Origin of the sequence: Pseudomonas nicosulfuronedens, assembly GCF_005877905.1 — a bacterium.
In the GTDB taxonomy this organism is placed as follows: Bacteria; Pseudomonadota; Gammaproteobacteria; order Pseudomonadales; family Pseudomonadaceae; genus Pseudomonas; species Pseudomonas nicosulfuronedens.
Genome location: NZ_SWDV01000001.1, coordinates 337,733 through 361,793, shown reverse-complemented (window position 1 = coordinate 361,793; position 24,061 = coordinate 337,733). Strand labels below are relative to the sequence as shown.

Here is a 24,061-nt window from a genome sequence, read left to right as displayed (position 1 = left end):
TGGGGCTCAGGATACGGCTGTGTGAGGCCGGGGAAAAGCGATAAGATCGCCAGGATACGTCAGAAAAACTCACGGATAGACTGCCATGAGCCGAGACCTTCCACCGCTCAATGCCCTGCGCGCCTTCGAAGCTGCTGCCCGCCTGCGCGGTGTGAGCGCAGCGGCAGATGAGCTGAGCGTCACCCACGGAGCGATCAGCCGACAGGTTCGTCTGCTCGAAGAGGAGCTGGGCGTGACCCTGTTCGTCAAGGAAGGGCGCGGCGTAAAACTCACCGATGCCGGCATGCGTCTGAGCGAGGTGGCCAGCGATTCCTTCGAGCGCCTGCGCAGCGTCTGTGCCGAATTGCGCCGCCAGGCCGGCGGCGATGCGCCTTTCGTGCTCGGCTGTCCCGGCAGCCTGCTGGCGCGCTGGTTCATCCCGCGCCTGGACCGCCTGAATCGCGACCTCCCCGACCTGCGCCTGCAGCTCTCCGCCAGTGATGGCGACCTCGACCCGCGTCGTGGTGGCCTCGACGCCACCCTGTGCTTTGCCGCGCCGCCCTGGCCGGCAGACATGCGCGTGCTGGAGCTGGCGGTGGAGAGCATCGGCCCGGTCCTCAGCCCACGCTCTCCGCGCTTCGATCAGTTGCGTGCGGCGCCAGCCGAAGCGCTGCTGGGCGAATCCCTGCTGCACACCGTCTCGCGCCCGCAGGCCTGGCCCGAATGGGCCGCGCGCCATGGCCTGGACCCGACGAGGCTGAAGCTCGGCCAGGGCTTCGAGCACCTCTACTACCTGCTGGAAGCCGCCGTGGCCGGCCTGGGCGTGGCAATCGCGCCGCAACAGCTGGTGGCCGATGACCTCGCCGCCGGCCGCCTCGCTGCGCCCTGGGGCTTTGTCGACACCACCGCGCGGCTGGCGCTGTGGGTGCCCGAGCGCCGCGCCGATCCTCGCGCCGAGCGTCTGGCGCAGTGGCTGCGCCAGGAACTGGGCTGAACGTGCCTCAGAACTCCGGTGTGTACTTCACGCTGAACATCAGGTTGCGCGGGTCGCCGAAGTTGTTGGCACCGTCGGCCGCTGCGTAACCGGGCAGGTAGTAGCGCTTGTCGAACAGGTTGTTGGCGTTCACCGCCAGGTCGATCTCGCGGCTCAGGCGGTAGCCCAGGCGCGCGCTCCAGACGGTGAAGCCGGGGACGTCGAACTCGCGGTCGAAGCTCACGGTGTGGCTCTGGGTCACGAAGCCCAGGCCGGTGCTGACGCGATTCCAGTCGCCCGGCAGCTGGTAGTCGGCCCACATCCGCAGCATGTGCTTGGGTGTCCATTGGCTGAACACGCGGCCCTTGTTCTCCGGGTCGTCGAGGAACTTGGTGGTGTTGTAGGTGTAGCCGGCGAACAGTTGCAGGTCGTGCACGACCTCGCCGCTGACCTCGGCCTCGATGCCCTGGCTGCGCACCTTGCCGGAGGCGGTGGAGCAGTACCAGCCGTCGCAGGCGTAGCCGGCGGATTCATCGAGTACCGCGCGGTTCTTCTGGTCATAGCGGAACACGGCCAGCGAGGTATTCACCCGGCCATCGAGCAGCTCGCCCTTGAGGCCCACCTCGTAGTTGCTGCCGATCACCGGCTCGAGCATCTTCTGCTGCGCATCGCGTGCACTCTGCGGTTCGAACACATCGGTGTAGCTGGCGTAGGCCGACCAATCCGGCGTCAGCGCATAGACCAGGCCGAAGTACGGGGTGACCTCGCCGGTCTCGGTCATGCTGTCGGTGTAGTCGTCGTCCGGCAGGTTGTAGGCATAGTCGTACCAACTCACCCGGCCACCGAGCACGGCGGTCAGTGGCTCGGCCAGCTTCACCCGCCAGCTGCTGTACAGGCCCTTCTGGCGGATGTCGTAGTCGGCGTTGGTGGAGCGGCCGCCCGGCGAGGAGAGGATGTCGTCCAGGCTCGGTTTGGGGCGGTGGTGGTCGATATCGAAGATGTTGCCGCCGGAGACGAAGCGCCGCGCGTAGAAGTCATCCGTGGTGTACTTGGAATAGTTGCCGCCGAGGATCAGTTCCTGCTCCAGCGAGAACGCCTCGAATTTCCCGTCGAGGTACAGGTCCAGGCCGATCTTGGTGGACTCGAAGTTGGTGATCCAGTCGGCGAAATCCAGGCCGCTGCCATCGGGCTGCACATCCCCGTGCATGCGCTGGTGGATCGAATCGTTGTGCTCGCGCATGCGCACGGCGGCAGCCTTCAAGCTCCAGTTGTCATCGAAGCGGTGCGTCAGGTCGGCGTAGACCGTGGTCTGTTCGATGTCGTTGCTGTTCCAGGTCGCGCCGCTGTAGGTGGAGCGCGAAAAGCCGATGTCGCTGCCGTCGGGATAGCGCGGCAGACCGCGCATCATCGGGCGCGAGTCGAGGTCGGAATCGCTGAAGCCGATGCCGACCGTGGTGTCCGGGCTCAGGTCGAAGTCCAGCGCGCCATACAGCGAGGTGGTCTTGCTCCAGACGTAGTCGGTGAAGGAGTGCGTGTCGTCCTGATCGGCCACCATGCGCCCGCGGATCGTGCCGGCCTCGTTCAACGGGCCGCCGACGTCAGCCTGCAGGCCATAGTGGTCCCACGAGCCGGCCTTGCCGGTGAAGGTGGCGGTGGGCGTGCTCTGCCCGCGCTTGCGCACCAGGTTGATGGCGCCGCCGGGGCTACCGGCGCCTTGCAGCAGGCCGGAGGCGCCGCGGAGGATTTCCACGCGGTCGAAGAACACCAGGTCCTGGTTCGCCCAGTTGCCCAGCACGTAGGTGTTGCGCGGGATCGGCACGCCGTCGTACTGCCAGTCGTCGATCTGGAAGCCGCGCGAGGAAATCACCATGCCCGGGCCGATACCGGTGGCGCCTACCAGGCCGGTGGTGTGGTTGACCGCGTCACGCAGGTCGGTGATGTCCTGATCGTCGAGCTGCTTGCGGGTGATGACGCTGACCGACTGGGGAATGTCCTTGAGCTTGTGCTCACCCTTGCCAATGGTGGTGGCGCGGGCGGCGTAGGAGCCGCTGCCTTCGGTGGTGGCATCCAGCCCCTGGCCGGTCACCGTGGTGCTGTCCAGTTCCAGGGCGCCGTCGCGCGGCGCGGCCTCCACGCTGTAGGCACCGCTGGCGGTGACTTTCAGGCGCAGGTTGCTGCCGGACAGGGCTTTCTCCAGCGCCTGCTCGATGCTCAGTTCACCCTGGATCGCCGGGGCGCGCTGGTCGCGCACCAGTGCCGGGTCCAGCGAGATCACCTCGCCGCTCTGCCGGGCGATGGCGTTCAGCGTGGTGGCCAGGCTCGCGGCGGGCAGCTCGAAGTGCAGCAGCGCGGGGTCGGCGGCGAACAGTTGGGGAGCGTTGGCCACCAGCACGAAGGCGGTGGCAAGGGCGCGGGGCCAGGGTGAGGACACAGCAATCTCCTGAGAATTATTCGTATTCAGGAGCTAGGTGCGATGAAGTGAAAAATCCGGACAGGCACTTCTGAAAATTTTTCCATGCGCCGTGACATCAAGGCCCCCGCAGGCTGATCAGGGTCAGCCAGGGGCCGAAGCGGCGCACCTCCAGCGGCAACGTTTCGCCCAGCGCGGCCAGCGCGCGATTAGGCTCATCGAGCGGGAAGACGCCCTGCACCCGCAGGTTGCGTGCACGCGGCTCGACGCGGACGTAGCCCGGCAGGTAAGGACGCAGCGAATCGATCACCGCTTCCAGCGGCTCATCGGTGACGCTCAGCCGGCCATTCAGCCAGTCCGCACGGGCGGCCTGCTCGCGCAGCGGATGGATGCCGTCCGCGGCCAGCAATGCCGCCTCCCCTTCGCCCAGCTCGCGCCACTCGGCTTGCCCGACGAGGCTGGCGCGGACGCGATGTTCCAGCACCACCACGCGGGTGGCGTGGTCCTCCTGGCTGACCAGGAAGCGTGTGCCCAGGGCGCGAACTTCGCCCTGGGCGCTCCGGACGATCAGCGGACGCTGTGGGTCAGGTGCCACCTGGATTACCAGTTCGCCGTGGCGCAGCAGGATCAGACGCTGGCGCGAGTCGAAGGCCAGGTCAACCGAGCTTCCGGCATTCAGGCTCAGGCGGCTGCCGTCTTCGAGGGTGAAGTGTCGGCGCTCACCGGTACCGGTGCGCAGGTCGGCCAACAGGTCGCGTACCGGCGTGCTGCTGGCGGTCAGCCAGAGCCCGCCACCGAGCACGCCGAGGCCGGCCAGCCCGCGTAGCAGCTGGCGCCGCGAGCCCTGCTGGTGCAGCAGCAGATCGGCGGCGCCGGGCATGCGCCGCAGGTTGTCGTAGGGCGCCCCGAGGCCGCGTTGCAAGCGAGCCCAGGCGTCGGCGTGGGCTGGGTCGCTGCTCAGCCAGGCTTGCAGCTGGCGTTGCAGTCGAACATCGGCGTGCCCCGAACGCAGCCGCACCATCCAGTCGATGGCCTGCTCTGCGGCCGCGTCCAGCTGTACTTCGCTCATGGCACCAGCTCATTGAGGTAGATCTGCCGCAGCGCCTGCTTCATGTAGCGCCCCACGGTGCGTTCGCTGACAGCCAGGAGCCGGCCGATCTCGGCGTAGCCCAGGCCGTCGAGCTGGCTGAGCAGGAAGGCACGGCGCACCACCTGCGGCAGGCCATCCAGGGTGCGGTCGACCAGCAGCAGTGCTTCGAGCAGCAGCGCACGGTCTTCCGGCGAAGGCTCCAGGGCTTCGGGCTGGAGGCTGAGGTAGTCCAGGTAGGCGCGTTCCAGCCGGCGGCGGCGGTGACGGTCGTAGATGAGCCGGCGGGTAATGGTGGAGAGATAGGCGCGTGGCTGCTCGATGGTCTGTGGATCGACCTGGGCGGCGAGAATCTGGCAGAACGTCTCGGCCGCCGTGTCTTCGCCGTCGGCGCGGTTATCCAGGTAGCGCTGCACGTGCTGCAGCAGCCAGCGGTGGTGGTCGCTGAAGAAGAACCCCAGCTTGCTGGAGAGTGAGCCGGCCACGCGGACCATCCCTGGACTATTAAATAAGAATGCTTCGCATTATACATTTCCCGGGAGAGACGGCAATTCGCCGCTACCGGCAATTTGCTGCACTTGTGCCCATCGACTAGGGTCCAACTGGGACACTCACTCACCGCGCGCCCTTGAGCGCGCCTGGGAGCACGCGATGTCGAATCACCACACCTACAAGAAGATCGAGCTGGTCGGCTCCTCGCGCACCAGCATCGAGGATGCGATCAACAACGCCCTGGCCGAGGCGGCCAAGAGCATCGACTTCCTGGAATGGTTCGAGGTGGTGGACACCCGCGGGCATATCGAGAACGGTGCGGTAGGGCACTACCAGGTGACCATCAAGGTTGGCTTCCGCATCGCCAACAGCTAGATCGCCTGCGGCTCGATCCTGTTTGTCGAGGGCCTTCTGCACGTGGCTCTTTTGTCACGCGCTGCTGCCATGTTGGCGAGGCGCGTGGTCGTGCGTACCGGGGTAGCCCGGTTTTCCGGCCCGTTCGGGCCTTTTCTGTGAACGACGAGGGAGCGTTACCGATGAAGAAGTTCCTGATCGCTGTGGGGGTCTTCGCCCTGGCTGGCAACGTCTTTGCCGCCGGCAAGCCGTGCGAAGAGCTGAAGTCGGAAATCGAGGCGAAGATCAAGGCCAAGGGCGTCGCCTCTTTCAACCTGGAGGTCGTCGACAAGGGCAGCGCGGGCGGCAAGCAAGTCGTCGGCACCTGCGAAGGCGGCACCAAGGAAATCGTTTACTCCAAGTAAACGCCTGGACGTGAATCGAGGCCGGGCTCCGTGAGGGGCCCGGCCTTTTTCATCGCACCTGCTGCCTGTAGGAGCGAGCTTGCTCGCGAACGGTGCTCGCCGGCAGCTACTCGGCTGGGCGGGTTCGCGAGCAAGCTCGCTCCTACGAAAAGCTGAACCCCGCAAACCTTCCCGGCCTCGAAAGTCCTGACTGCAACCCACGCGGAGGACGCGACATGAAGAAATCGGCATCGGCCCACTGGCAGGGTGGCCTGAAGGACGGCAAGGGCACGATCTCCACCGAAAGCGGCGCGCTCAAGGAGCAGCCCTACGGCTTCAACACCCGCTTCGAGGGCGCACCGGGCACCAATCCGGAAGAACTGATCGGCGCGGCTCACGCTGGTTGCTTCTCCATGGCGCTGTCGATGATGCTCGGCGAGGCCGGCCTGACGGCCGAAAGTATCGACACCCAAGCCGAGGTCAGCCTGGAAAAGCTCACTGATGGTTTCACCATCACCGCCGTGCACCTGACGTTGAAGGCGAAGGTGCCGGGCACCGATGCGCAGACCTTCCAGGCCATCGCCGACAAGGCCAAGGCCGGCTGCCCGGTCTCGCGGGTGCTCAACGCGCGCATCACCCTCGACGCCAGCCTCGAATGAGCCAGCGGGGCACTCTGTTGCGCGGCGGAGGTCCACCGTTAGGATAGGGTGCCCCACCGAGGGGTTCTGACGAGGGACTGTGATGACGACGATGAAGTGGGCTGTGGCGACAGGCGTGGCGATGCTGCTGGCGAGCGGCGTGAGCTGGGCGGCGGTGAAGCCCTGCGAGGAGCTCAAGGCCGAAATCGAGACCAAGATCCAGGCCGCCGGGGTGACCTCCTACACCCTGGAGATCGTGGACAAGTCCGAGGTAAAGGATCCGAACATGGTGGTCGGCACCTGCGACAACGGGAAGCGGCGGATCATCTACCAGAAGAACGACGGCTGAGCGCGGCGTTCGATCGGGCCAGCACGCCTTGCGCGCGACTAAAGATCCAGCAGGTAACCCACCGCGGCTGCACTCAGGGCTAGCGCTGAGAACACCAGCGCCGGTTTGGATGTCAGCAGCCCGAGCAACATCTGGCGGCCCTTGCGACGAGCCTCCCAACGGATCTTGCGTAGTTCATCGGCAGCCTCGGGGTGGATGTCGCGGATGAAGTACGTGCTGGAGTAGATCAGGTAGCGCGCCTGATTCATCTCACTCACATTGGGGCATGCGATGGAGAACAGCGGACTGCCGTCAGGGGCAACGCCGACATTGAAGACGTAAGAGTCCAGCCCGTGCCGGCGCAGGGCCGAATTCAGGTATTCGGCCAGCGCTTCTTCCTTGAAATCGAGCAGCGTATGCATTTGTTCGCGAGGCTCCGCTCACTGGGAGCGCGACTGTACGACAGGATGCTGCGCGGGAGGAACTCATCGACTACAGGAGCGCACCAGCGCGCGCGTCGGCCAGGCGTTCCGCCGCTCCTGCAGGTTGCGGCTCAGAACGGCCCGCAGCGCACCGCACCCTGGAAGTCCGTCTTCGCCACCAGCTTGCCGTTGGCGTCCGTCAGCAGCGCCAGCGCGCTGCGCAATTGCGGGCGCAGCTCCAGGCGGTAGCGTTCACCGGCGGCGAAGTCGTCGTAGGCCACCTTGACCCGGCAGGTCAGCTCCGAGGGATCGGTCATCTGGCCCATGCCGCCGCCGCTGGAGACTTCGTACTGGAAGCGCACCACCAGCTCGTGGCGCCCCGGCGTCACCTGGTAGAAGCGGCCGTCGTTCACCGATTGGCCATCCAGGCGCTCGGCCATCAGGGTCTTGCCCGGCGTGGTGTAGAGGTCGATCCAGGCCATCTGCGGATCGTGGGCCGGCAGCGGGCTGGCGCAGCCGGCGAGCAGGGCGAAGCCCAGGGAAAGGAGGCCGGGGAGATGACACGGGCGCATGGAAGTTCACCGTGGAATGGGCTTATCCCACAGCATACCCCGCTCAGGCCTTGGCGCAGCCCCGTTCGCGGCCGCGGGCGATTTCGCCACCCTGGGCATCGTAGAGCTTGGCCCAGGGGCGGAAGCCGATGCTGCCGGTTTCCAGGCGGTAGCGCTGACCGGCGCTGAACTCCTTGTATTGCACGGTCATTTCGCAGTCGCGCCACAGCGCCTCGTCCACCGGGCCGATGTCCACCGGCTCGACCTGGAACTGGAAGCGCACACGCAATTCGTGGGAGCCCGGGTCGACCTCGAAGTAGCGGGTGCTGGACCACTCCTTGTTGTCCACTTCCATGGCCGCCAGATCGCTCTGGCTGTTGGTGTCCAGGTCGACCCAGGCGCGGTTCGGGTCCGGCTGGGGCATCAGCATCGAACAGCCGCTCAGGGCGAGCAGGCCGGCAGGTATGAGAAGGGCGCGCATCGGGTGGGGCTCCTGGTCGAAAGGGTCGGCAGCGGGCGGAACAGGCGCTGTGCTATGTTCCGCGCATGCCCTTCCGCCTTCTTATCCCGACACTCGACCGCCGCCTGTGCCGCTGGGTTCCCTGCCTGGCCATCTGGGCGCTGAGCGGTTGTTCCACGGTGAGCTACTACAGCCAGTTGGCGGACGGCCAGTTGCGCCTGCTCGCCGCCCGCGAACCGGTGGCCGAAGTGGTCGCCGATCCGACCCGCGACCCCGCGTTGCGCCAGCGCCTGGAGCTGTCCCAGGAGGCGCGCGCCTTCGCCAGCGCCGAGCTGGGCCTGCCGGACAACCAGAGCTACCGTCTCTACGCCGACATCCATCGGCCCAACGTGGTGTGGAACGTCTTCGCCACGCCCGAGCTGTCGCTGCAGCCGCTGACCCATTGCTTCCCCATCGCCGGCTGCGTGGCCTACCGCGGCTATTACGGCGACAAGGGCGCGCAGGCCGAGGCGAGGCGTTTGAAGGAGCAGGGGCTGGATGTCTATGTCGGTGGCGTGGAGGCCTATTCGACCCTCGGCTGGTTCGATGACCCGATCCTCAGCAGCATGCTGCGCTGGGGCGACCAGCGCCTGGCCGAGACGATCTTCCACGAGCTGGCGCACCAGAAGTTCTATCTGCCGGGTGATACGGCGTTCAACGAATCGTACGCTTCGTTCGTCGAGGCCGAGGGCGGCCGTCGCTGGCGCGAGGCACGCCATCTGCCGGACGAATCGCCGCTGCTGGCCGAGCAACGCCAGCGCTTCACCCAACTGGTACTCGATACCCGCGAGCGCCTGCAGGCGCTCTATGCCAGCCCGCGCAGCGAGGCGCAGAAGCGTGCCGGCAAGCAGGCCGAATTCGAGCGCTTGCGCCACGACTACGCACGGATGCGCGATGAGGACTGGGGCGGCAAGGCGCCATTCGACGCTTGGGTCGACGGCCCGCTGAACAACGCCAAGCTGCTGCCCTTCGGTCTCTACGACCAGTGGGTACCCTCGTTCGCCGCGCTGTTTGCCCAGGTCGGCGGCAACTGGCCGGCGTTCTATGCGCGGGTGGAAAAGCTTGGAGCACTGCCGCCTGCTGAGCGCAAGGTCGCGCTGGAGAAGCTGAAGGCTGGGGAGTTCGTCAGCTTCCGCTGAAGTCTGCACCGCTGCCGGTTGAGCCTCACTCCGGCCTGTCCGGGCTGTGCAGCGGCAAATCCAGCTGCACACGGCGTCGCAGCCAGGGGCTGGGCCGGTAGCGCGCCTCGCCGTAGCAGACCTGCAGGCCCTGGAGGATGGTGAGGATGCGCGCAGCCCCGTAGTGCTCGCCGAAGGCCAGCGGGCCCAGGGGATAACCCAGTGCCAGTTGCACCGCGCGGTCCAGCGTTACCGGGCTGGCAATGCCGCGCTGGGCGATCTCGCCGCCGAGGTTGACGATGCCCGCGACCACCCGCTGGCTGATGAAGCCAGGCGAATCGTTGATCACTTCCACCGGCACGCCGTCGCTGCCCAGCGCCTGGCGCGCCTGGGCTTCGAGCTTGGGGTCGAGCGCCGGCTGGCGCATCAGCACCCGTCGACGGTCCAGTTCGGTGAAGGTCTCCAGCGCCAGGCTGCGCTCCGGCGGCAGACCGAGGGCGTCGATGCGCGTGCTGGCGTCCACCCCCAGCGGCGTAACCAGGCAGATGGCGCGGGACGACGGCGCTTCGCCGGTCTCCAGCACCACGCCGCCGAGGGTGAGGATCGCAGCCACGCGATGGCGTAGCTCGGGGTCCTGGCTGTCGAGCCAGTAAGGGCGATTGAGCAGCACGGTTTCGTGCTGCTCCTCGGGCTCACGCACCGCCTGACCGTCGCGGTAGCGATAGAAGCCTTCGCCGCTCTTGCGCCCCAGCAAGCCGCCGGCGACACGTTGCGCGGCCAGCGGCGACGGGGTGTAGCGCGGGTCCTGGTAGAACTGCTGGTAGAGCGATTCCATCACCGCGTGGGAAACATCCAGCCCGGTCAGGTCGAGCAGCTCGAACGGCCCCATGCGGAAGCCCACGCCGTCGCGCAGGATGCGGTCGATCTGTGCCGGGCTGGCGATGCCTTCGCCGAGGATGCGCAGCGCTTCGGTGCTGAAGGCACGGCCAGCGTGGTTGACAATGAAGCCGGGGCTGTCCGGCGACACCGCTGGGTAATGCCCGGCTTGCTCGGCCAGTCGGCTCAGGCGGCGCACGACCGACTCGCTGGTGCGCTGCCCGCGTACCACCTCGACAATGCGCATCAGCGTCACCGGGTTGAAGAAGTGGAAGCCGGCGACCCGCTCCGGGTGCAGGCAGCGCGCGGCGATGCGGGTCACCGAGAGCGAAGAGGTATTGCTCGCCAGCACGGCGTCCGGCGCCACGCGTTTTTCCAGCTCGGCGAGCAGCGCCTGCTTGGCGCCGAGGTCTTCGATGATGGCTTCGATCAGCAGGTCGCAGTCGGCCAGTTCATCCAGGTTGTGGCTCGGCAGCAGGCGCTGCATCGTCGCATCGAGGGCGTCCGGGGCGAGCTTGCCCTTGGCCACCGCGCGCTCCAGCAGCTCGCGGTTGAAGGCCAGCGCCTGCTCCACGGTCTGCGGGTTGCTGTCGTACAACCGCACCGGCAACCCGGCACTGGCGAACAGTTGGGCGATGCCGCGGCCCATGGCCCCGGCGCCGATCACGCCGATACGGTGGAAGGACTCGGTCATGCTGCGGGTCTCGTCGTGCGCACCTGCTTCAACCATAGACGCTGTGCTCACGCGGTGGTCCTTTTGGCCAGTTCCAGGTCGCGCAATTGCCGGCGCAGCAGCTTGCCGACGCTGGTCTTGGGCAGCTCGTCGAGCACCTCGACGAAGCTCGGCACCTTGTAGCCGGTGAGGTGCTCGCGGCAGTGGGCGATGATCTGTGCCGGCGCCAGCGTCTCGTCCCTGAGGCTGACGAACAGCTTCACCGACTCGCCCTTGCGCTCGTCCGGCACGCCGATGGCCACGCACTCGCGCACGCCGGGGTGGCGCATCACCGCGTCTTCCACTTCGTTGGGGAACACGTTGAAGCCGGAGACCAGGATCATGTCCTTCTTGCGGTCGACGATCTTCAGCATGCCGTCGGCGTCCAGCTCGGCGATGTCGCCGGTCTTCAGCCAGCCGTCGGCAGTCAGCACCTGGGCGCTCTCCTCCGGCCGCTGCCAGTACCCCTGCATCACCTGCGGGCCACGCAGCCACAGCTCGCCGGGCTGGTCGGGGCCAGTGTCGTTGCCCTCCTCGTCCACCGTACGCAGCTCGGTGTCCACCAGCGCCTGTCCGACGTAGCCCTCACGGTACGGGCTCAGCAGCGTGCCGGTGGAAACCACGGGCGATGCCTCGGTGAGGCCGAAGCCCTCGCGCACCGGCGCACCGGTCAGTGCTTCCCAGCGGCGGCCCACTTCGCGGTTCAGCGGTGCGCCGCCGGAGGTCACCCACTTCAGGTGGCTGAAGTCGATGGCGGGGAAGTCCGGGTGGTTCATCAGGCCGACGAACAGGGTGTTGATCCCGCTCATCAGGGTGAAGGGATAGCGGCGCATGGCGCCGAGGATCTCGTCGAGGTTGCGGCCGTCGCGGATGAAGACGGTGTGCAGGCCCATGCCCACCGAACTCAGCAGGTTCGTCGAGAACGCCATGATGTGGTACAGCGGCAGCGGCGCGATACGCACGTCGGTGGCCGGCTCCAGCAAGCCGGGGCGCAGGAACAGCTCCAGGGTCTGCACGACGTTGGCGATCAGGCTGCGGTGACTGAGCATCGCGCCCTTGGACACCCCCGTGGTGCCGCCGGTGTACTGCAGCAGCGCGAGGCGATCCAGGCCCGGCTCGGCATCCACCGGCGGTGCCTCGGCGCCCAGGCGCAGGGCCTGCTGGAAGCGCGTGCAGTCGGCCTCGACGCTGTCGAACTGCGGACGCTCGATGTCGTCGATCGAGGTCAGCAGCACCTGCCGGACTTCGCTGTGCGCCTGTACGCCGCGCAGCAATGGCAGCAGGCGGTCGAGCAGCAGCACGGCGCTGGCGCCGGAGTCGGCCAGTTGGTGGCGCAGCTCGCTGGCGGTGTACTGCGGGTTGGTATTCACCAGCACCACGCCGGCCTTCAACGCGCCGAAGGTGGCGATGGGGTACTGCAGGGAATTGGGCAGCATCAGCGCCAGGCGCTCGCCCGGTTGCAGGCCGGCGTGGTGGCGCAGGTAACGGGCGAAGGCGTCGGCCTGGCGCTCCAGCTCGGCGAAGCTCAGGTGGCTGTCGCCACAGGAGAACGCGAGGCGTTCGGGGAATGCGCGACAGGCATCGCGCAGCAGGTCGTGGAGGTTCTGGTAGTCGTGACGGGTGATCTCGCGGGCCACGTGACCGGAGGGTTGAGCAGACATCGACTTCTCCGTTTCTTTTTCGAGCCTGACTTGGCTCTGGATTCGAATTGTTGTTCTGCACAGCGAAACATCGTGTCGAAATCGATGGTATGCGATAGGCTAGCCTGGCGCAACGAGCACACGCGGACCGCTGCGTGGCGACTGGGCTATCTGCTATCGTTCGCCCGCGCCGCGCGTGGCGCCGCAACAGCAATCCCCCGCCGAGGCCCCATGAGCGACGACGTCGAAGACAGCAGCAACCCCAAGGACCGCAAGTACGTCGAGGCGCTCGCCCGCGGACTGGACGTGCTGCGCGCCTTCACCCACGGCTCGGTGGTGCTCGGCAACCAGGAAATCTCGCGGATCACCGGCCTGCCCAAGGCGACGGTGTCGCGCATGACCTACACCCTCACCCAGCTCGGTTACCTCTGCTACTCGCAGCAGCATGAGAAGTACCAGCTGGATTCCGGCGTGCTGGCGCTGGGTTACGCCTACGTTTCCAACCTGCGCGTCCGCCAACTGGCCAAGCCGTACATGGATGCCTTTGCCCGTCGCACCAACACCACGGTCGGCCTGACCTGCCGTGACTGGCTGTCGATGATCTACGTGGAAAACTGCCGTCCGCCGGAAGCCACTTCGCTGCGCATGGACGCCGGTGTGCGCCTGCCGCTGGCGACCACCGCTGCCGGCCGTGCCTACCTCGCTGCGACCCCGCAGCAGGAGCGCGAGCATCTGCTGTCGGCGCTTCAGGAGCGTCATGAGGGCGACTGGGCGGTGATGCGCGCTTCGCTGGATGCGTCCTTCGAGGAGTACTACGAGCACGGCTTCTGCCTGTCGCTGGGCGACTGGGACCGCAACGTGCGCGCTGCCGGCGTACCGCTGCGCCTGGCTGACGGCGGGCTGATGGCGCTGACTTGCGGGGCGCCGTCGTTCCAGTTGAGCGAGGAGACGCTGCGTGGGTCGCTGGCCCATGAGCTGGAGATTCTGGCGCGGGATATCGAGAGCCTCGGGGCCTGATTTTCTCTGGGCTTTCGTAGGGGCTGGGCTTTTTATCCAGTTGTTTCTGCGCCGCATCTGTGTGCGCTGAGACTTCTTGTTTCGCCTCTCGGCGAGTCCCTTTTGTCAAACGCCACAAAAGGAACCAAAAGGTCTTGCCCCTCCATCCGGTTTTTCGCCTAGGCGAAAAATTCCCTCGTTGAAAGGGGCGGTTCGGAGTGCGCGGCGGTTTCTCTGGAAGTCTTCAGGAGCCAGAGCCAGAGCCAGAACTGAGCCGGGGTGTAGCGGGCGGCTGTAGGAGCTAGCTTGCTCGCGAACCGCCCAGCGCCGGAGCTGCCGGTGAAGTCTTTCGCGAGCAAGAGCTAGGCGCCCCCTCGCTCCTACATGGGCAACACCCCGCTACGCCACTTCCATCAGGCTCACATAGGCCTTCAGATGATGATCGTCGTCACCCAACTGGTGGCTGAGCATCACCAGGCGCTTGGCGTGGTGTGCCAGCACGTATTCCCAGGTCATGCCGATGCCGCCGTGCAGCTGGATCGCCTGTTCCGCCACATAGCGCGCGGCGCGGGTGACGATGAACTTGGCGGCGGCCAGGGTTCGGCTGCGCTCGGCGCTGTCGGGCTGGTCGGCGACGCAGGCGGCGAGGATCGCCATGCTGGTGGCCTGTTCCAGCTCGCTGCGCATGTCCACCATGCGGTGTTGCAGCACCTGAAACTTGCCGATCGGGATGCCGAACTGCTTGCGCGTCTTCAGGTAGTCCAGGGTCAGCGCGCAGGCTTCCTGCAGGCTGCCGAGGGCTTCGGCGCACTGCGCGGCGATGGCGCGGCCGTGTTGGTAACGCAGGGCCGGAAGGGCTTCGCCCGGCACGCCAAGGGCTTCGCCAGGAGCACCATCGAGGAACAGCTCGCAGGCGCGCTGGCCGTCCACCGTCGGGTACTCGCGGCGGCTGACGCCCGCTTGCTGCGGATCGATGAGGAACAGGCCGATGCCCTCCTCGTCCCGCGCATTGCCGCTTACGCGAGCCGAAACCAGGATCGCTGTGGCGCTCTGTCCGCCGATCACCACCGCCTTGCGTCCGCTCAGCTTCCAGCCGTCGCCGGCCTGTTCCGCGCGGGTCTGCACGTCGTGCAACTGGTAGTGGCTCTGCGGTTCTTCCAGTGCGACCGACAGCTGCGCTTCGCCGCTGGCAATGCGTGGCAGCCAGTGGTCCTTCTGCGCCTCGCTGCCCAGCTGGGCGATCAGCCCGCCGCCGTGCACCACCGATTGCAGGTACGGCTCCAGGCACAGGCCACGGCCCAGTTCGGTGAGTACCAGCATACTCTCGACACCGCCGCCGAAGCCGCCGTACGCCTCGGGCAGCGACACCGAAGTCAGCCCCAGTTCGCCGAGCTGGCGCCAGAAGTCAGCACTGTAGCCCAGTTCGGAGCGGCTGAAGCCTTCGCGCTTGTCGAACGGGTAGGCGTCGCGCACCAGGCGTGCCGCGGTGTCCTGCAGCATTTGCTGCTCTTCGCTCAGTTTGAAGTCCATGGTCAGGCCCTCACAGCTCGAGAATCATCTTGGAGACGATGTTCTTCTGGATTTCGTTGGAGCCGCCGAAGATCGACAGCTTGCGCAGGTTGAAGTACTGGCTGGCCGGCGCCGCCGAGTAATCCGCGTGCAGCGGCTCGGTGCCCAGCTCGAATTCGTCTTCGATGAAGGGCAGCGCGTAGGGGCCGAGGACCTTGCGCAACAGGTGGCTGATCGCCTGGCGGATTTCCGTGCCCTTCACCTTCAGGATCGAGCTTTCCGCGCCCGGCACGCCGCCTTCGCGGGCGGCGGCGAGGATGCGCAGGGTGCTCATCTCGATGGCCATCAGCTGCATTTCCACTTCCGCTACCTGGGCGCGGAACAGCGGGTCTTCGAGCATCGGCTTGCCGTCGCAAAGCTCACGACTGGCCACGCGCTTGAGGTGCGCGAGCACCGCCTTGGACGCGCCGATGCCGGCCAGGCCGGTGCGCTCGTAAGTGAGCAGGTACTTGGCGCAGGTCCAACCTTCGTTCTCGCGGCCCACCAGGTTCTCCACCGGTACGCGGACGTTGTCGAAGAACACCTCGTTGACCTCGTGCTCTCCGTCCAGGGTGATGATCGGGCGCACGGTGATGCCCGGCGTCTGCATGTCGATCAGCAGGAAGCTGATGCCACGCTGCTGCTGCGCCTCGGGGTCGGTGCGGACCAGGCAGAAGATCCAGTCGGCGTGCTGGCCGAGGGTGGTCCAGGTCTTCTGACCGTTCACCACGTAGTGATCGCCATCGCGCACGGCGCGGGTCTTCAGCGAAGCGAGGTCGGAACCGGCGCCCGGCTCGGAGTAGCCCTGGCACCACCAGTCGGTGCCGTCGAGGATGCGCGGCAGGTAGTGTGCCTGCTGCTCGGGGGTGCCGAACTTGATGATCACCGGGGCGACCATGTTGACGCCGAACGGTACGGTGCGCGGCGCGCCGAAAGCGGCGCATTCCTCTTCGAAGATGTGCTTCTGCACGGCGTTCCAGCCGGTGCCGCCGAAGGCCTCGGGCCAATGCGTGGCGTACCAGCCCTGTTCGGTGAGCACGCGCTGCCAGCGCTGGTGGTCGCCCTTGTTCAGGTGTTTGCCCAGGCGCACCTTGGTGGCGATGTCCTTGGGCAGTCTGGTTTCCAGGAAATGGCGGACTTCGTCGCGGAACGCCAGCTCGTCGGGGGTGAAATGGATGTCCATGGCAGGTCCTCTACAGATCGGCGAAGCGGCGGCCTTCGGCCACCAGGCGTTCAAGCAGTGGCGCGGGTTGCCACCACGCGCCGAGGCGCTGGTGGAACTCGCGGATGCGTTCGAGCACGCGGGCAAGCCCCACGCTGTCGGCATAGAACAGCGGGCCACCACGCCAGGCGGGGAAGCCATAGCCGTTGAGGAAGATCACGTCGACATCGCTGGCGCGCTGGGCGATGCCTTCGTCGAGGATATTGGCGGCCTCGTTGATCAGCGCGTAGATGCAGCGCTCGACGATCTCTTCATCCTCTACCGGCGCGCGGGTGATGCCGCGCTCGGCGGCAGCCTGCTCCAGCATGGCCGGCAGCGCCGGGTTGTCCTGTGCGGTGCGGCCTTCGCCGTAGTGGTAGAAGCCAGTGCCGCTCTTCTGCCCGAGCATGCCGGCGGCGATCAGGTGGTCGAGCACGGTCGGCAGCGTCTGGCCGGGTTTCAGGTTTGGCCGCTGGCGCGAACGGATCGCGTGGCTGATGTCCAGGCCGGACATATCGCGCACCGCCAGCGGTCCCATGGCCATGCCGAAGGCGCGCAGCGCGCGGTCCACCTGCGCGGGTGTGGCGCCCTCCTCCAGCAGGAACTCGGCCTGACGGCCGTACTGGAAGATCATGCGGTTGCCGACGAAACCATCGCACACGCCGACCACCACCGAGACCTTCTTCAGGCGCTTGCCCAGCTGCATGGCGCTAGCGAGCACGGCGTCCGAGGTGGCCTTGCCGCGCACCACTTCGAGCAGGCGCATGACGTTGGCCGGGCTGAAGAAATGCAGGCCGACCACGTCCTGTGGGCGTTGGGTAAAGGCGGCGATTTCATCGAGGTCCAGTGAGGACGTATTGCTGGCGAGGATCGCGCCGGGTTTGCACGTGGCGTCCAGCCGCTCGAAGACCTGGCGCTTCACGTCCAGGCTTTCGAACACCGCTTCGACCACCACGTCGGCATCGCCCAGCGCGGCGTAGTCGAGCACGCCGCTGATCAGGCCCATGCGCCGCTCCATCTCCTCGGCGCTCAGGCTGCCGCGCGCCACGCTGGCGGCGTAGGTGCTGCGGGCGCGGTCGAGGCCGCGTTGCAGGGCTTCGTCGCTCACCTCCAGCAGCTTGACCGGAATGCCGGCGTTGGCGAAGCACAGGACGATGCCGACACCCATGGTGCCGCCACCGATCACCGCGGCGCTACGTACCTCGCGCGGCAGCACGTCGGCCGCCAGGCCTTCGACCTTGGCTGCTTCGCGCTCGGCGAAGAAGGCATGGATTTGCGCGGCGCGTTGCGGCGACTCCATGCACTGCATGAACAACTCGCGCTCGCGCACCAGGCCGTCGCGCAGTGGCAGCTGGGTGGCGGCTTCCACGGCGTCGATGCAGCGTTGTGGGGAGAACTGGCCGGGCAGGCGCTTCTGCACCTCGCCGCGCTTGTGGGCGATCAGCTCGGCGAGGCCGGCTTGCTGTACGCGCTCGTTGCGCTCGCCTGTGCGGCGCGGACCCTTGCCGTCCGCCAGCAGGCGTTGGGCGAAGGCGAGGCCGGCTTCGACCAGGTCGCCGTCGATGAACTCGTCGACGACATTGAATTCGAGGGCTTCCGGCGCGCGGATCGGCGTGCCGGAGACGATCATGTCCAGGGCCTTTTCCACACCGGCCAGACGCGGCAGGCGCTGGGTGCCGCCGGCGCCGGGCAGCAGGCCGAGCTTCACTTCCGGAAGGCCGACCTGGGCGTCGCGGCGGGCGATGCGGTAATGGCAGGACAGCGCCACCTCCAGTCCACCGCCCAGGGCGGTGCCGTGGATCACGGCGACGCTGGGCTTGGTAGCGTTTTCGATGGCTTCCACCACTTCGGGCAGCGACGGCGCCTGCGGCGGTTTGCCGAATTCGCGGATATCGGCGCCAGCCATGAAGGTGCGCCCGGCGCAGACCAGCACCACCGCTCGTACTTGCGGATCGGCCTCGGCCTGCTGGAAGGCGGCGAGCAGGCCTGCGCGGACGGATTGTCCGAGGGCGTTCACCGGTGGGTTGTCGACCGTCACCAGGGCAATCTCGCCCCGGCGTTCGAGCAGTACCGCATCTGACATGCTGAACTCCGTTTTAGCGTTGTTTTAACGGAATGATGTTTCGCTGTGCAGAATACGATGCTGTTTTTTGTGGATTGATTGCAAGTCCTTTCGGCGGCCGGCCGGGAATCCTCCGGCGCGCCAGCGCGGAAACATCAGGGCCTCTGCGTGCTTCCGGCAACCAGCAGGTCGCCGTGCAACTCGCAGTAGCATTCGTCGTTCCAGCCATAGTGAGGATCGCGGCAGATCGAATGCCGAACGGAGCCGGCATCGCCGGGTTTGCGAGTTTTCAGGCTGTCGCGCAAGGCCGCGTAGATCGAGCCGGGCTGCGGCCAGTCGGTACGTACGGGGCCTTCGCCGAGCTGGTTGCCGGCGCGCAGTTCGGCCCTCAGGATGGCGTCGAGTTCCGGGCAGAGCTGGGTGCTGGGCTGGCGTCTCATGGGTGTCTTTCCTGGCGAGGATCGAGGGTGGCGCCGGGCATTATCCGCAGCTTTGCCGCATTGCTTCGCCGAGCGGCCCGCATTGCCGAGCGGATAGATCCCTTTATTCGCCTGGTGAATGGGGTTCGGCCAGCGCGCCGGGCTTGGCATAGTGAAGCTCACCATCTGCAGGAGCGTGCGCCATGAACGAGTTCGAACACCAGTTGCTGGCGGTCAACGGCATCCAGCTCAGCCTTTACAGCTGCGGGCCGGCGGACGGCAAGCCGGTGTGGATGCTGCACGGTTTTCCCGAGTGCTGGCACTCCTGGCAGCACCAGATGCGCGCCCTCGCCGCTTCCGGCTACCGCGTGTTTGTCCCGGAAATGCGGGGCTATGGCCAGAGTAGCGCGCCGCAGGAGGTCGACGCCTATGACGTGCTGACGCTCTGTGCGGACATTCAGGGCGCCATGGACGCGCTGGGACATGAGCGCGTGGCGATGGTCGGGCATGACTGGGGCGCACCGGTGGCGTGGCACCTGGCGCTGCTGGAGCCACAGCGCGTGGAGGTGCTGGCGACGCTGTCGGTGCCCTTTGCCGGCCGCGCAAAACGCCCGCCGGTGGAGATCATGCGCGAAGTGTTCGCCGGCAAATTCTTCTACATCCTTTACTTCCAGCAGCCCGGCCGCGCCGAGGCCGAGCTGGATGCCGACATCGCAGTGAGTCTGCGCCACTTCCTCGGCGACAACGTGCGCCTGGCGCCGGATCAGTCCCCCGACGGTCGCCTGTTCGACGGCCTGCCGCAACCGCCGGCGCACCCGGACTGGTGCAGCGCCGAGGACTTCCAGTGGTATGTGCGGACCTTCGAGGGGCGTGGTTTCCACGGCGCGCTGAACTGGTACCGCAACTTCGAGCGCAGTTGGCAGCGCACCGAGCCGCTGGCCGGGCGCAAGGTCGAGCAACCGACGCTGTTCCTGATCGGCGACCGCGACCCGGTCGGCCGTTTCGAGGCCTACACCGTGCAGCGCATGCCCGAGCACGTGCCCAACCTTGAACAGCATGTGCTGGAGAACTGCGGCCACTGGATCCAGAGCCAGCAACCGGAGCGGGTCAACGCGCTGCTGGGGGATTTCCTCGGCCGGCATTACCCGGCCTGAGTCAGGCCTCGCGGCGCATCCCGATGTGCGGGATGTCGTCTTCCAGATAAACCTCGGTCACCGGCGAGAAGCCATATCGACCGTAATAGCCCTGCAGGTGCGCCTGCGCCGAGAGGTACACCGGCAGTCCTGGCCAGCGCTGGGCGATGGCCCGCAGCGCCTGCTCCATGAGCTGGTGCCCGAGGCCGGTGCCGCGGCCTTGCGGGGCGATCACCACGCGGCCGATCACCACGTCGCCGTCGTGGCGCTGCGGGTCCAGCAGGCGCAGGTAGCCGAGCAGCTGGCCGTCTTCTTCCACCATCAGGTGGCAGGTGTCGCCGACCAGGTCCAGGCCATCGACTTCCTGGTAGGGGCATTTCTGTTCCACCACGAAGACTTCGGTGCGCAGCTGCAGGATGGCGTAGAGCTCTTCCTTGCTCAGCTCGCGATGGTGCTTGCAGGTCCAGTTCAGGGCCATGTCGTGTTCACTCCGATCATCAGAACGACCATGGTAGCGCGCCTCAGACCGGTGCGTGGAAGCGCAGCGTAGTGGAGCCGCCCAGGTGCCGGCGCAGTGCCTCGATGGCGACCTTCACCTTGGCCGGCTGGGCGTCGCGGCGCGGGGTGACGGCATAGATGCCGAACGGCGGCAGCGTCCATTCCGGCAGCAGGCGCACCAGCCTGCCCTCCTCCAGCGCCTCGCGCACTTCCGGCTCCGGCTGGCAGGACACGCCCAGGCCGTCGAGGGTGAACTGGCGCAGAGCGATCATGCTGTTGGCCGCCACCCGTGCTTCCAGCCGCAGCTTGCAGCCCTCCCCACCCGGCCCGCTGAAATTCAGGTAGGCCTGGTGTGCCACGGTGTTCAGTGCCAGCCAGTCGACGTTCTGCAGCTGTTGCGGATGGTCGATCGGCGCGATGCGCCGCAGGTAGGCCGGTGCCGCGCAGACTACGTTGTTCCACTCGGCCAGATGGCGCGCCACCAGGCTGGAGTCGGACAGGCTGCCGACGCGAATGGCGAGGTCGATGCGCTGCTCGATCAGGTCGATCTGCTCGTCGTGGAAGAACAGTTGCAGGCGCAGCTGGCGGTGGTTCTCCAGCAGCGGGCGCAGCGCCTCGGTGATCAGCTTGCCGGAAAAGCCCACCGGCGCGGCCAGGCGCAACTCTCCCACGGGTGCCTCGCGCCATTCGCCCAGGCGTTGCTCGGCCTCCTCGGCGATCGCCAGCATCTGTGCGCAACTACGGTAGAAGGCTTCGCCGGCCTCGGTCAGCGTCAGCTTGCGGGTGGTCCGATGCAGCAGCGTGACCTGGGCATGCGCTTCGAGCTTGCGGATCTGCTGGCTGACCGCCGAGGGCGTCATGCCCAGCGCTTCGGCCGCAGCGGCCATGGAGCCGCGGGCGACCACGGTGGCGAACACCGCCATGCCGCGAAGATTGTCCATTGTGAAGCTCCGCTAAAGAGTGAAAGGCAAAATAGCGGGTTTTTCCCTTGATTGCCGGCGCCTAGGATGTCATCTCCCAAAATGGAGAAGAGAAAAGATGCCTTCGAGCCGAGCCACCGTCCCTACCCCCGATGCCGCGCGCTACCTCAAGCGCCTGTGCAACCACTTCGCCCACAAGCTGCCGGTCGAACTGACCGACGACCGTGGCGTACTGCCCTTCGATTTTGGCACCTGCCGTCTGCAGGCGATGCCCGACGCGCTGCTGATGGATGCCGAGTCCGCCGACGCGGAAGGCCTGGAGCGCCTGCAGAACGTGGTGGTCAGCCACCTTGACCGTTTCGCCTGGAAAGAAGGCCAACTGCCGGTGAACTGGCAAGCCGCCTGATAACGCTGGCGTAAAAGCGCAAAAACGGAAAAACCCGGCCAAGGCCGGGTTTTTTGTTGCCTGGAAAAAGCCAGGCGTCGTTGAGATTTTGTGACCATGCTTGTTATTAGCGGTCACCAATAAATCGTCTATTCAAGATCAGTCGATAAACAGACCGATAATCACAATGTCGCGCATTTGGATGCTTTTTTAATCAAACGACAAAGTCAATACTTTGAAACATCTTGTAACCGTGTGGCTACTTTTACCCCGAGTTATCCACACGGTCGATGCGCAAAACTTGTACAGAACGCCCCTTCACCCGGAAAGCAGCCTGGTACGGCCAGCGCTCGACCGGTAGTTCGCGCACGCCGGGCACCTCGCTCGGCACGCCGCTACTGCTCTGCTCCAGGTTTGCCAGCGGGCTGACCTGCTCGACGATGTCCTGGATGGCCCGCAGCGCCTTTTCCGGGCCGATCAGCACGACGTAGTGGTCGTAGATGGCATCCAGATCAGCCGCGGCCTTGTGCGTCCACTGCAGGCTCATGCCAGGCCCCACTTGGCTTCAATGGCGGCGTGCTCCAGCAGGTGGCCGGCATCGGCGTCCGCCACCCCTTCATCGATGGCCGCTACGTGCCAGCTCTGGCGCTCCAGGTACTGCGCCAGCGCCTGGCGCAGGTGATACGGCCGGTCCCGATGGGTGGCGCGGGCCAGCTGGTCCAGTGCCGCCACGAGGGCATCATCGGCACGGAACGAAACAACAGTGGTCACTTTTTGAACAGCTCCGTTTACGCTGTATACACAGTATACAACGATAACATGCGTATACGAATCAAGCACTTGGAGAGGTGGAAGTTTTTCCATCAAGGCGCCTGGGAGTTCGGCTGAAACCCGGCTGGCGTGGACTGGGAGGACACTTTCGTGGTGGCGAAAGTTGGCTTCCGGCTTCGGGGATTTGTTGGCGGGGCGAGGCGCATCAGGCTGGCGGGACGAAGGCCTGATTCCCACACAACAACAACAGGAGCCCCCCGCGATGCTGCTCGATTACCTGATCATGCTGGTCTACGCCCTGGGCATGCTTGCCCTGGGCTGGTACGGAATGCGCAAGGCGCGCAACCAGAACGACTTTCTCGTGGCCGGGCGCCGCCTCGGCCCGGGGCTCTACCTGGGTACCATGGCTGCCGTGGTGCTCGGTGGCGCCTCCACCATCGGCACGGTGAAGCTCGGCTACCTCTACGGGCTGTCCGGGCTGTGGCTGGTGTTCATGCTGGGCCTGGGGATCATCGTCCTCAGCCTGGTGTTCTCGCGGCAGATCGCGCGGCTGAAGGTCTACACCGTCACGCAGATCCTCGAGCAGCGCTACCAGGCGTCCTCGCGATTGATCGGCGGCATCGTGATGGTCGCCTACGACCTGATGGTGGCGGTCACCGCGACCATTGCCATCGGCTCGGTGACCGAGGTGGTCTTCGAGATACCGCGCATCCCGGCGATCCTCTGCGGAGGCGGCATCGTCATCGTCTATTCGGTGATCGGCGGCATGTGGTCGCTGACCCTCACCGACATCATCCAGTTCGTGATCAAGACCCTGGGCATCTTCGCCGTGCTGTTGCCGCTGTCGATCCACCAGGCAGGCGGCCTGTCGCGCATGCAGGAGGTGCTGCCGGCGGGCTTCTTCGACCTTGGCCACATCGGCCTGGACACCATCCTCACCTACTTCCTGCTGTACTTCTTCGGTGCACTGATAGGCCAGGACATCTGGCAGCGCGTATTCACTGCGCGCAGCGAGAAGGTGGTGCGCTATGCCGGTCTTGGCGCTGGTGTCTACTGCATGCTCTATGGCCTGGCCTGTGCGCTGATCGGCGCCGCCGCCCATGTGCTGCTGCCCAACCTGGCGGTGCCGGAAAACGCCTATGCGGAGGTCACCCGCCAGGTGCTCCAGCCGGGCCTGCGCGGCCTGGTCGTGGCGGCGGCGCTGTCGGCCATCATGTCCACCGCCTCGGGCTGCCTGCTGGCGGCCGCCACGGTGTTCCAGGAGGACATCTATGCACGCTTCCTGCGCCCCGGCGCGCCCAACGGCCTGCGCGAAAGCCGCCTGTTCACGCTGCTGATGGGGGTGGTGATGCTGGCCCTGGCGTGCCTGGTGAACGACGTCATCGGCGCCCTGAGCATCGCTTACAACCTGCTGGTCGGCGGGCTGCTGGTGCCGATCTTCGGCGCCCTGCTGTGGCGCCGCGCCTCCGCTCGCGGAGCCATGACCAGCATCGTGGTCGGCTGCCTGGTGGTGGTCACCTTCATGGCCATCGACGGCGTGCTCGCCAATACCCCTATCGCCTACGGCCTGCTCGCCAGCCTGATTACCTTCGTGGTGGTCAGCCTCGCCGACGCGCCGGCTGCCAGCCTGCAGGCGCAGGCCGACTGAACCCCAACTCGACAGGAG

The 24,061-nt window shown here is 66.4% G+C and carries 26 protein-coding genes; 10 read left to right on the top strand and 16 right to left on the bottom strand.

Annotated features, from left to right (window positions below; all coding sequences use genetic code 11):
* The first annotated feature begins 85 nt into the window (after window positions 1-85).
* Window positions 86-973, top strand: a complete 888-nt coding sequence (locus tag FAS41_RS01805; protein WP_138519985.1) for a LysR family transcriptional regulator — start codon at window positions 86-88, stop codon at window positions 971-973.
* 7 nt (window positions 974-980) lie between these two features.
* On the opposite strand, the gene FAS41_RS01800 is transcribed toward FAS41_RS01805, so the two are convergent.
* The 3 genes from FAS41_RS01800 to FAS41_RS01790 form a co-directional block, all read right to left on the bottom strand.
* The gene (locus FAS41_RS01800; protein WP_425467691.1) at window positions 981-3,383 is read right to left on the bottom strand and encodes a TonB-dependent siderophore receptor; all 2,403 of its coding nucleotides are present in this window, start codon (window positions 3,381-3,383) and stop codon (window positions 981-983) included.
* Between the two features lie 97 nt (window positions 3,384-3,480).
* On the bottom strand, window positions 3,481-4,431 hold the full coding sequence (locus tag FAS41_RS01795; protein ID WP_138519984.1) for a FecR family protein: 951 nt from the start codon (window positions 4,429-4,431) through the stop codon (window positions 3,481-3,483).
* The gene (locus tag FAS41_RS01790; RefSeq protein WP_280071668.1) at window positions 4,428-4,934 is read right to left on the bottom strand and encodes a sigma-70 family RNA polymerase sigma factor; all 507 of its coding nucleotides are present in this window, start codon (window positions 4,932-4,934) and stop codon (window positions 4,428-4,430) included. Before FAS41_RS01790 ends, FAS41_RS01795 begins: the two co-directional genes overlap by 4 nt.
* A gap of 166 nt (window positions 4,935-5,100) precedes the next feature.
* Between FAS41_RS01790 and FAS41_RS01785 the strand changes: the two genes are divergently transcribed.
* From FAS41_RS01785 to FAS41_RS01770, 4 genes are all read left to right on the top strand, one after another.
* Window positions 5,101-5,316, top strand: a complete 216-nt coding sequence (locus FAS41_RS01785; protein ID WP_017518905.1) for a dodecin — start codon at window positions 5,101-5,103, stop codon at window positions 5,314-5,316.
* Between the two features lie 161 nt (window positions 5,317-5,477).
* On the top strand, window positions 5,478-5,699 hold the full coding sequence (locus tag FAS41_RS01780; RefSeq protein ID WP_138519982.1) for a DUF1161 domain-containing protein: 222 nt from the start codon (window positions 5,478-5,480) through the stop codon (window positions 5,697-5,699).
* 215 nt (window positions 5,700-5,914) lie between these two features.
* Window positions 5,915-6,337 (top strand): OsmC family protein, encoded by a 423-nt coding sequence (locus tag FAS41_RS01775; RefSeq protein WP_138519981.1) that lies wholly within the window; start codon window positions 5,915-5,917, stop codon window positions 6,335-6,337.
* 91 nt (window positions 6,338-6,428) lie between these two features.
* Window positions 6,429-6,665 carry a DUF1161 domain-containing protein gene (locus FAS41_RS01770; RefSeq protein WP_171049421.1) on the top strand — a complete coding sequence of 79 codons (237 nt, stop codon included), beginning with the start codon at window positions 6,429-6,431 and terminating at the stop codon, window positions 6,663-6,665.
* 38 nt (window positions 6,666-6,703) lie between these two features.
* Here the strand turns inward: FAS41_RS01770 and FAS41_RS01765 are convergent, their stop codons facing one another.
* The 3 genes from FAS41_RS01765 to FAS41_RS01755 form a co-directional block, all read right to left on the bottom strand.
* Window positions 6,704-7,066, bottom strand: a complete 363-nt coding sequence (locus tag FAS41_RS01765; protein WP_138519980.1) for a hypothetical protein — start codon at window positions 7,064-7,066, stop codon at window positions 6,704-6,706.
* 131 nt (window positions 7,067-7,197) lie between these two features.
* Window positions 7,198-7,638 (bottom strand): PA0061/PA0062 family lipoprotein, encoded by a 441-nt coding sequence (locus FAS41_RS01760; protein ID WP_138519979.1) that lies wholly within the window; start codon window positions 7,636-7,638, stop codon window positions 7,198-7,200.
* Window positions 7,639-7,681: 43 nt separating this feature from the next.
* Window positions 7,682-8,098: a PA0061/PA0062 family lipoprotein gene (locus FAS41_RS01755; RefSeq protein ID WP_017517676.1), complete on the bottom strand. Its 417-nt coding sequence runs from the start codon at window positions 8,096-8,098 to the stop codon at window positions 7,682-7,684.
* Between the two features lie 65 nt (window positions 8,099-8,163).
* On the opposite strand from FAS41_RS01755, the gene FAS41_RS01750 reads away from it, so the two are divergent.
* The gene (locus FAS41_RS01750) at window positions 8,164-9,255 is read left to right on the top strand and encodes an aminopeptidase (RefSeq protein WP_138519978.1); all 1,092 of its coding nucleotides are present in this window, start codon (window positions 8,164-8,166) and stop codon (window positions 9,253-9,255) included.
* A 25-nt stretch (window positions 9,256-9,280) separates the two neighbouring features.
* Here the strand turns inward: FAS41_RS01750 and FAS41_RS01745 are convergent, their stop codons facing one another.
* Together FAS41_RS01745 and FAS41_RS01740 are read right to left on the bottom strand one after the other, a co-directional pair.
* Window positions 9,281-10,804: a 3-hydroxyacyl-CoA dehydrogenase gene (locus FAS41_RS01745; protein ID WP_138519977.1), complete on the bottom strand. Its 1,524-nt coding sequence runs from the start codon at window positions 10,802-10,804 to the stop codon at window positions 9,281-9,283.
* A 47-nt stretch (window positions 10,805-10,851) separates the two neighbouring features.
* Window positions 10,852-12,483, bottom strand: coding sequence for an AMP-binding protein (locus FAS41_RS01740; protein ID WP_138519976.1), 1,632 nt, complete (start codon window positions 12,481-12,483; stop codon window positions 10,852-10,854).
* Window positions 12,484-12,693: 210 nt separating this feature from the next.
* On the opposite strand from FAS41_RS01740, the gene FAS41_RS01735 reads away from it, so the two are divergent.
* Window positions 12,694-13,479, top strand: a complete 786-nt coding sequence (locus FAS41_RS01735; RefSeq protein WP_088420576.1) for an IclR family transcriptional regulator — start codon at window positions 12,694-12,696, stop codon at window positions 13,477-13,479.
* Between the two features lie 378 nt (window positions 13,480-13,857).
* On the opposite strand, the gene FAS41_RS01730 is transcribed toward FAS41_RS01735, so the two are convergent.
* The 4 genes from FAS41_RS01730 to FAS41_RS01715 all read right to left on the bottom strand — a co-directional run bounded on the left by FAS41_RS01730 (window position 13,858) and on the right by FAS41_RS01715 (window position 18,709).
* A complete protein-coding gene (locus FAS41_RS01730) occupies window positions 13,858-14,988 on the bottom strand; it encodes an acyl-CoA dehydrogenase family protein (protein WP_138519975.1) in 1,131 nt (376 codons plus the stop codon).
* 10 nt (window positions 14,989-14,998) lie between these two features.
* Window positions 14,999-16,189, bottom strand: a complete 1,191-nt coding sequence (locus tag FAS41_RS01725) for an acyl-CoA dehydrogenase family protein (protein WP_138519974.1) — start codon at window positions 16,187-16,189, stop codon at window positions 14,999-15,001.
* A 10-nt stretch (window positions 16,190-16,199) separates the two neighbouring features.
* On the bottom strand, window positions 16,200-18,290 hold the full coding sequence (locus FAS41_RS01720) for a 3-hydroxyacyl-CoA dehydrogenase NAD-binding domain-containing protein (RefSeq protein WP_138519973.1): 2,091 nt from the start codon (window positions 18,288-18,290) through the stop codon (window positions 16,200-16,202).
* A gap of 134 nt (window positions 18,291-18,424) precedes the next feature.
* Window positions 18,425-18,709, bottom strand: coding sequence for a hypothetical protein (locus tag FAS41_RS01715; RefSeq protein ID WP_138519972.1), 285 nt, complete (start codon window positions 18,707-18,709; stop codon window positions 18,425-18,427).
* Between the two features lie 182 nt (window positions 18,710-18,891).
* On the opposite strand from FAS41_RS01715, the gene FAS41_RS01710 reads away from it, so the two are divergent.
* Complete coding sequence (locus tag FAS41_RS01710; protein WP_138519971.1) at window positions 18,892-19,842, top strand: alpha/beta fold hydrolase; 951 nt, start codon at window positions 18,892-18,894, stop codon at window positions 19,840-19,842.
* Window position 19,843: 1 nt separating this feature from the next.
* On the opposite strand, the gene FAS41_RS01705 is transcribed toward FAS41_RS01710, so the two are convergent.
* Together FAS41_RS01705 and FAS41_RS01700 are read right to left on the bottom strand one after the other, a co-directional pair.
* Complete coding sequence (locus FAS41_RS01705) at window positions 19,844-20,299, bottom strand: GNAT family N-acetyltransferase (RefSeq protein ID WP_138519970.1); 456 nt, start codon at window positions 20,297-20,299, stop codon at window positions 19,844-19,846.
* Between the two features lie 43 nt (window positions 20,300-20,342).
* On the bottom strand, window positions 20,343-21,260 hold the full coding sequence (locus tag FAS41_RS01700; protein WP_138519969.1) for a LysR family transcriptional regulator: 918 nt from the start codon (window positions 21,258-21,260) through the stop codon (window positions 20,343-20,345).
* A 97-nt stretch (window positions 21,261-21,357) separates the two neighbouring features.
* Between FAS41_RS01700 and FAS41_RS01695 the strand changes: the two genes are divergently transcribed.
* On the top strand, window positions 21,358-21,645 hold the full coding sequence (locus FAS41_RS01695; protein WP_138519968.1) for a DUF2218 domain-containing protein: 288 nt from the start codon (window positions 21,358-21,360) through the stop codon (window positions 21,643-21,645).
* A gap of 244 nt (window positions 21,646-21,889) precedes the next feature.
* Here the strand turns inward: FAS41_RS01695 and FAS41_RS01690 are convergent, their stop codons facing one another.
* Window positions 21,890-22,171, bottom strand: coding sequence for a type II toxin-antitoxin system RelE/ParE family toxin (locus FAS41_RS01690; protein ID WP_138519967.1), 282 nt, complete (start codon window positions 22,169-22,171; stop codon window positions 21,890-21,892).
* On the bottom strand, window positions 22,168-22,395 hold the full coding sequence (locus FAS41_RS01685) for a CopG family ribbon-helix-helix protein (RefSeq protein ID WP_045213580.1): 228 nt from the start codon (window positions 22,393-22,395) through the stop codon (window positions 22,168-22,170). The genes FAS41_RS01690 and FAS41_RS01685 overlap by 4 nt, the downstream gene beginning before the upstream one ends.
* Before the next feature lie 262 nt (window positions 22,396-22,657).
* Between FAS41_RS01685 and FAS41_RS01680 the strand changes: the two genes are divergently transcribed.
* Window positions 22,658-24,043, top strand: a complete 1,386-nt coding sequence (locus tag FAS41_RS01680) for a sodium:solute symporter family protein (protein ID WP_138519966.1) — start codon at window positions 22,658-22,660, stop codon at window positions 24,041-24,043.
* Window positions 24,044-24,061: the final 18 nt, after the last annotated feature.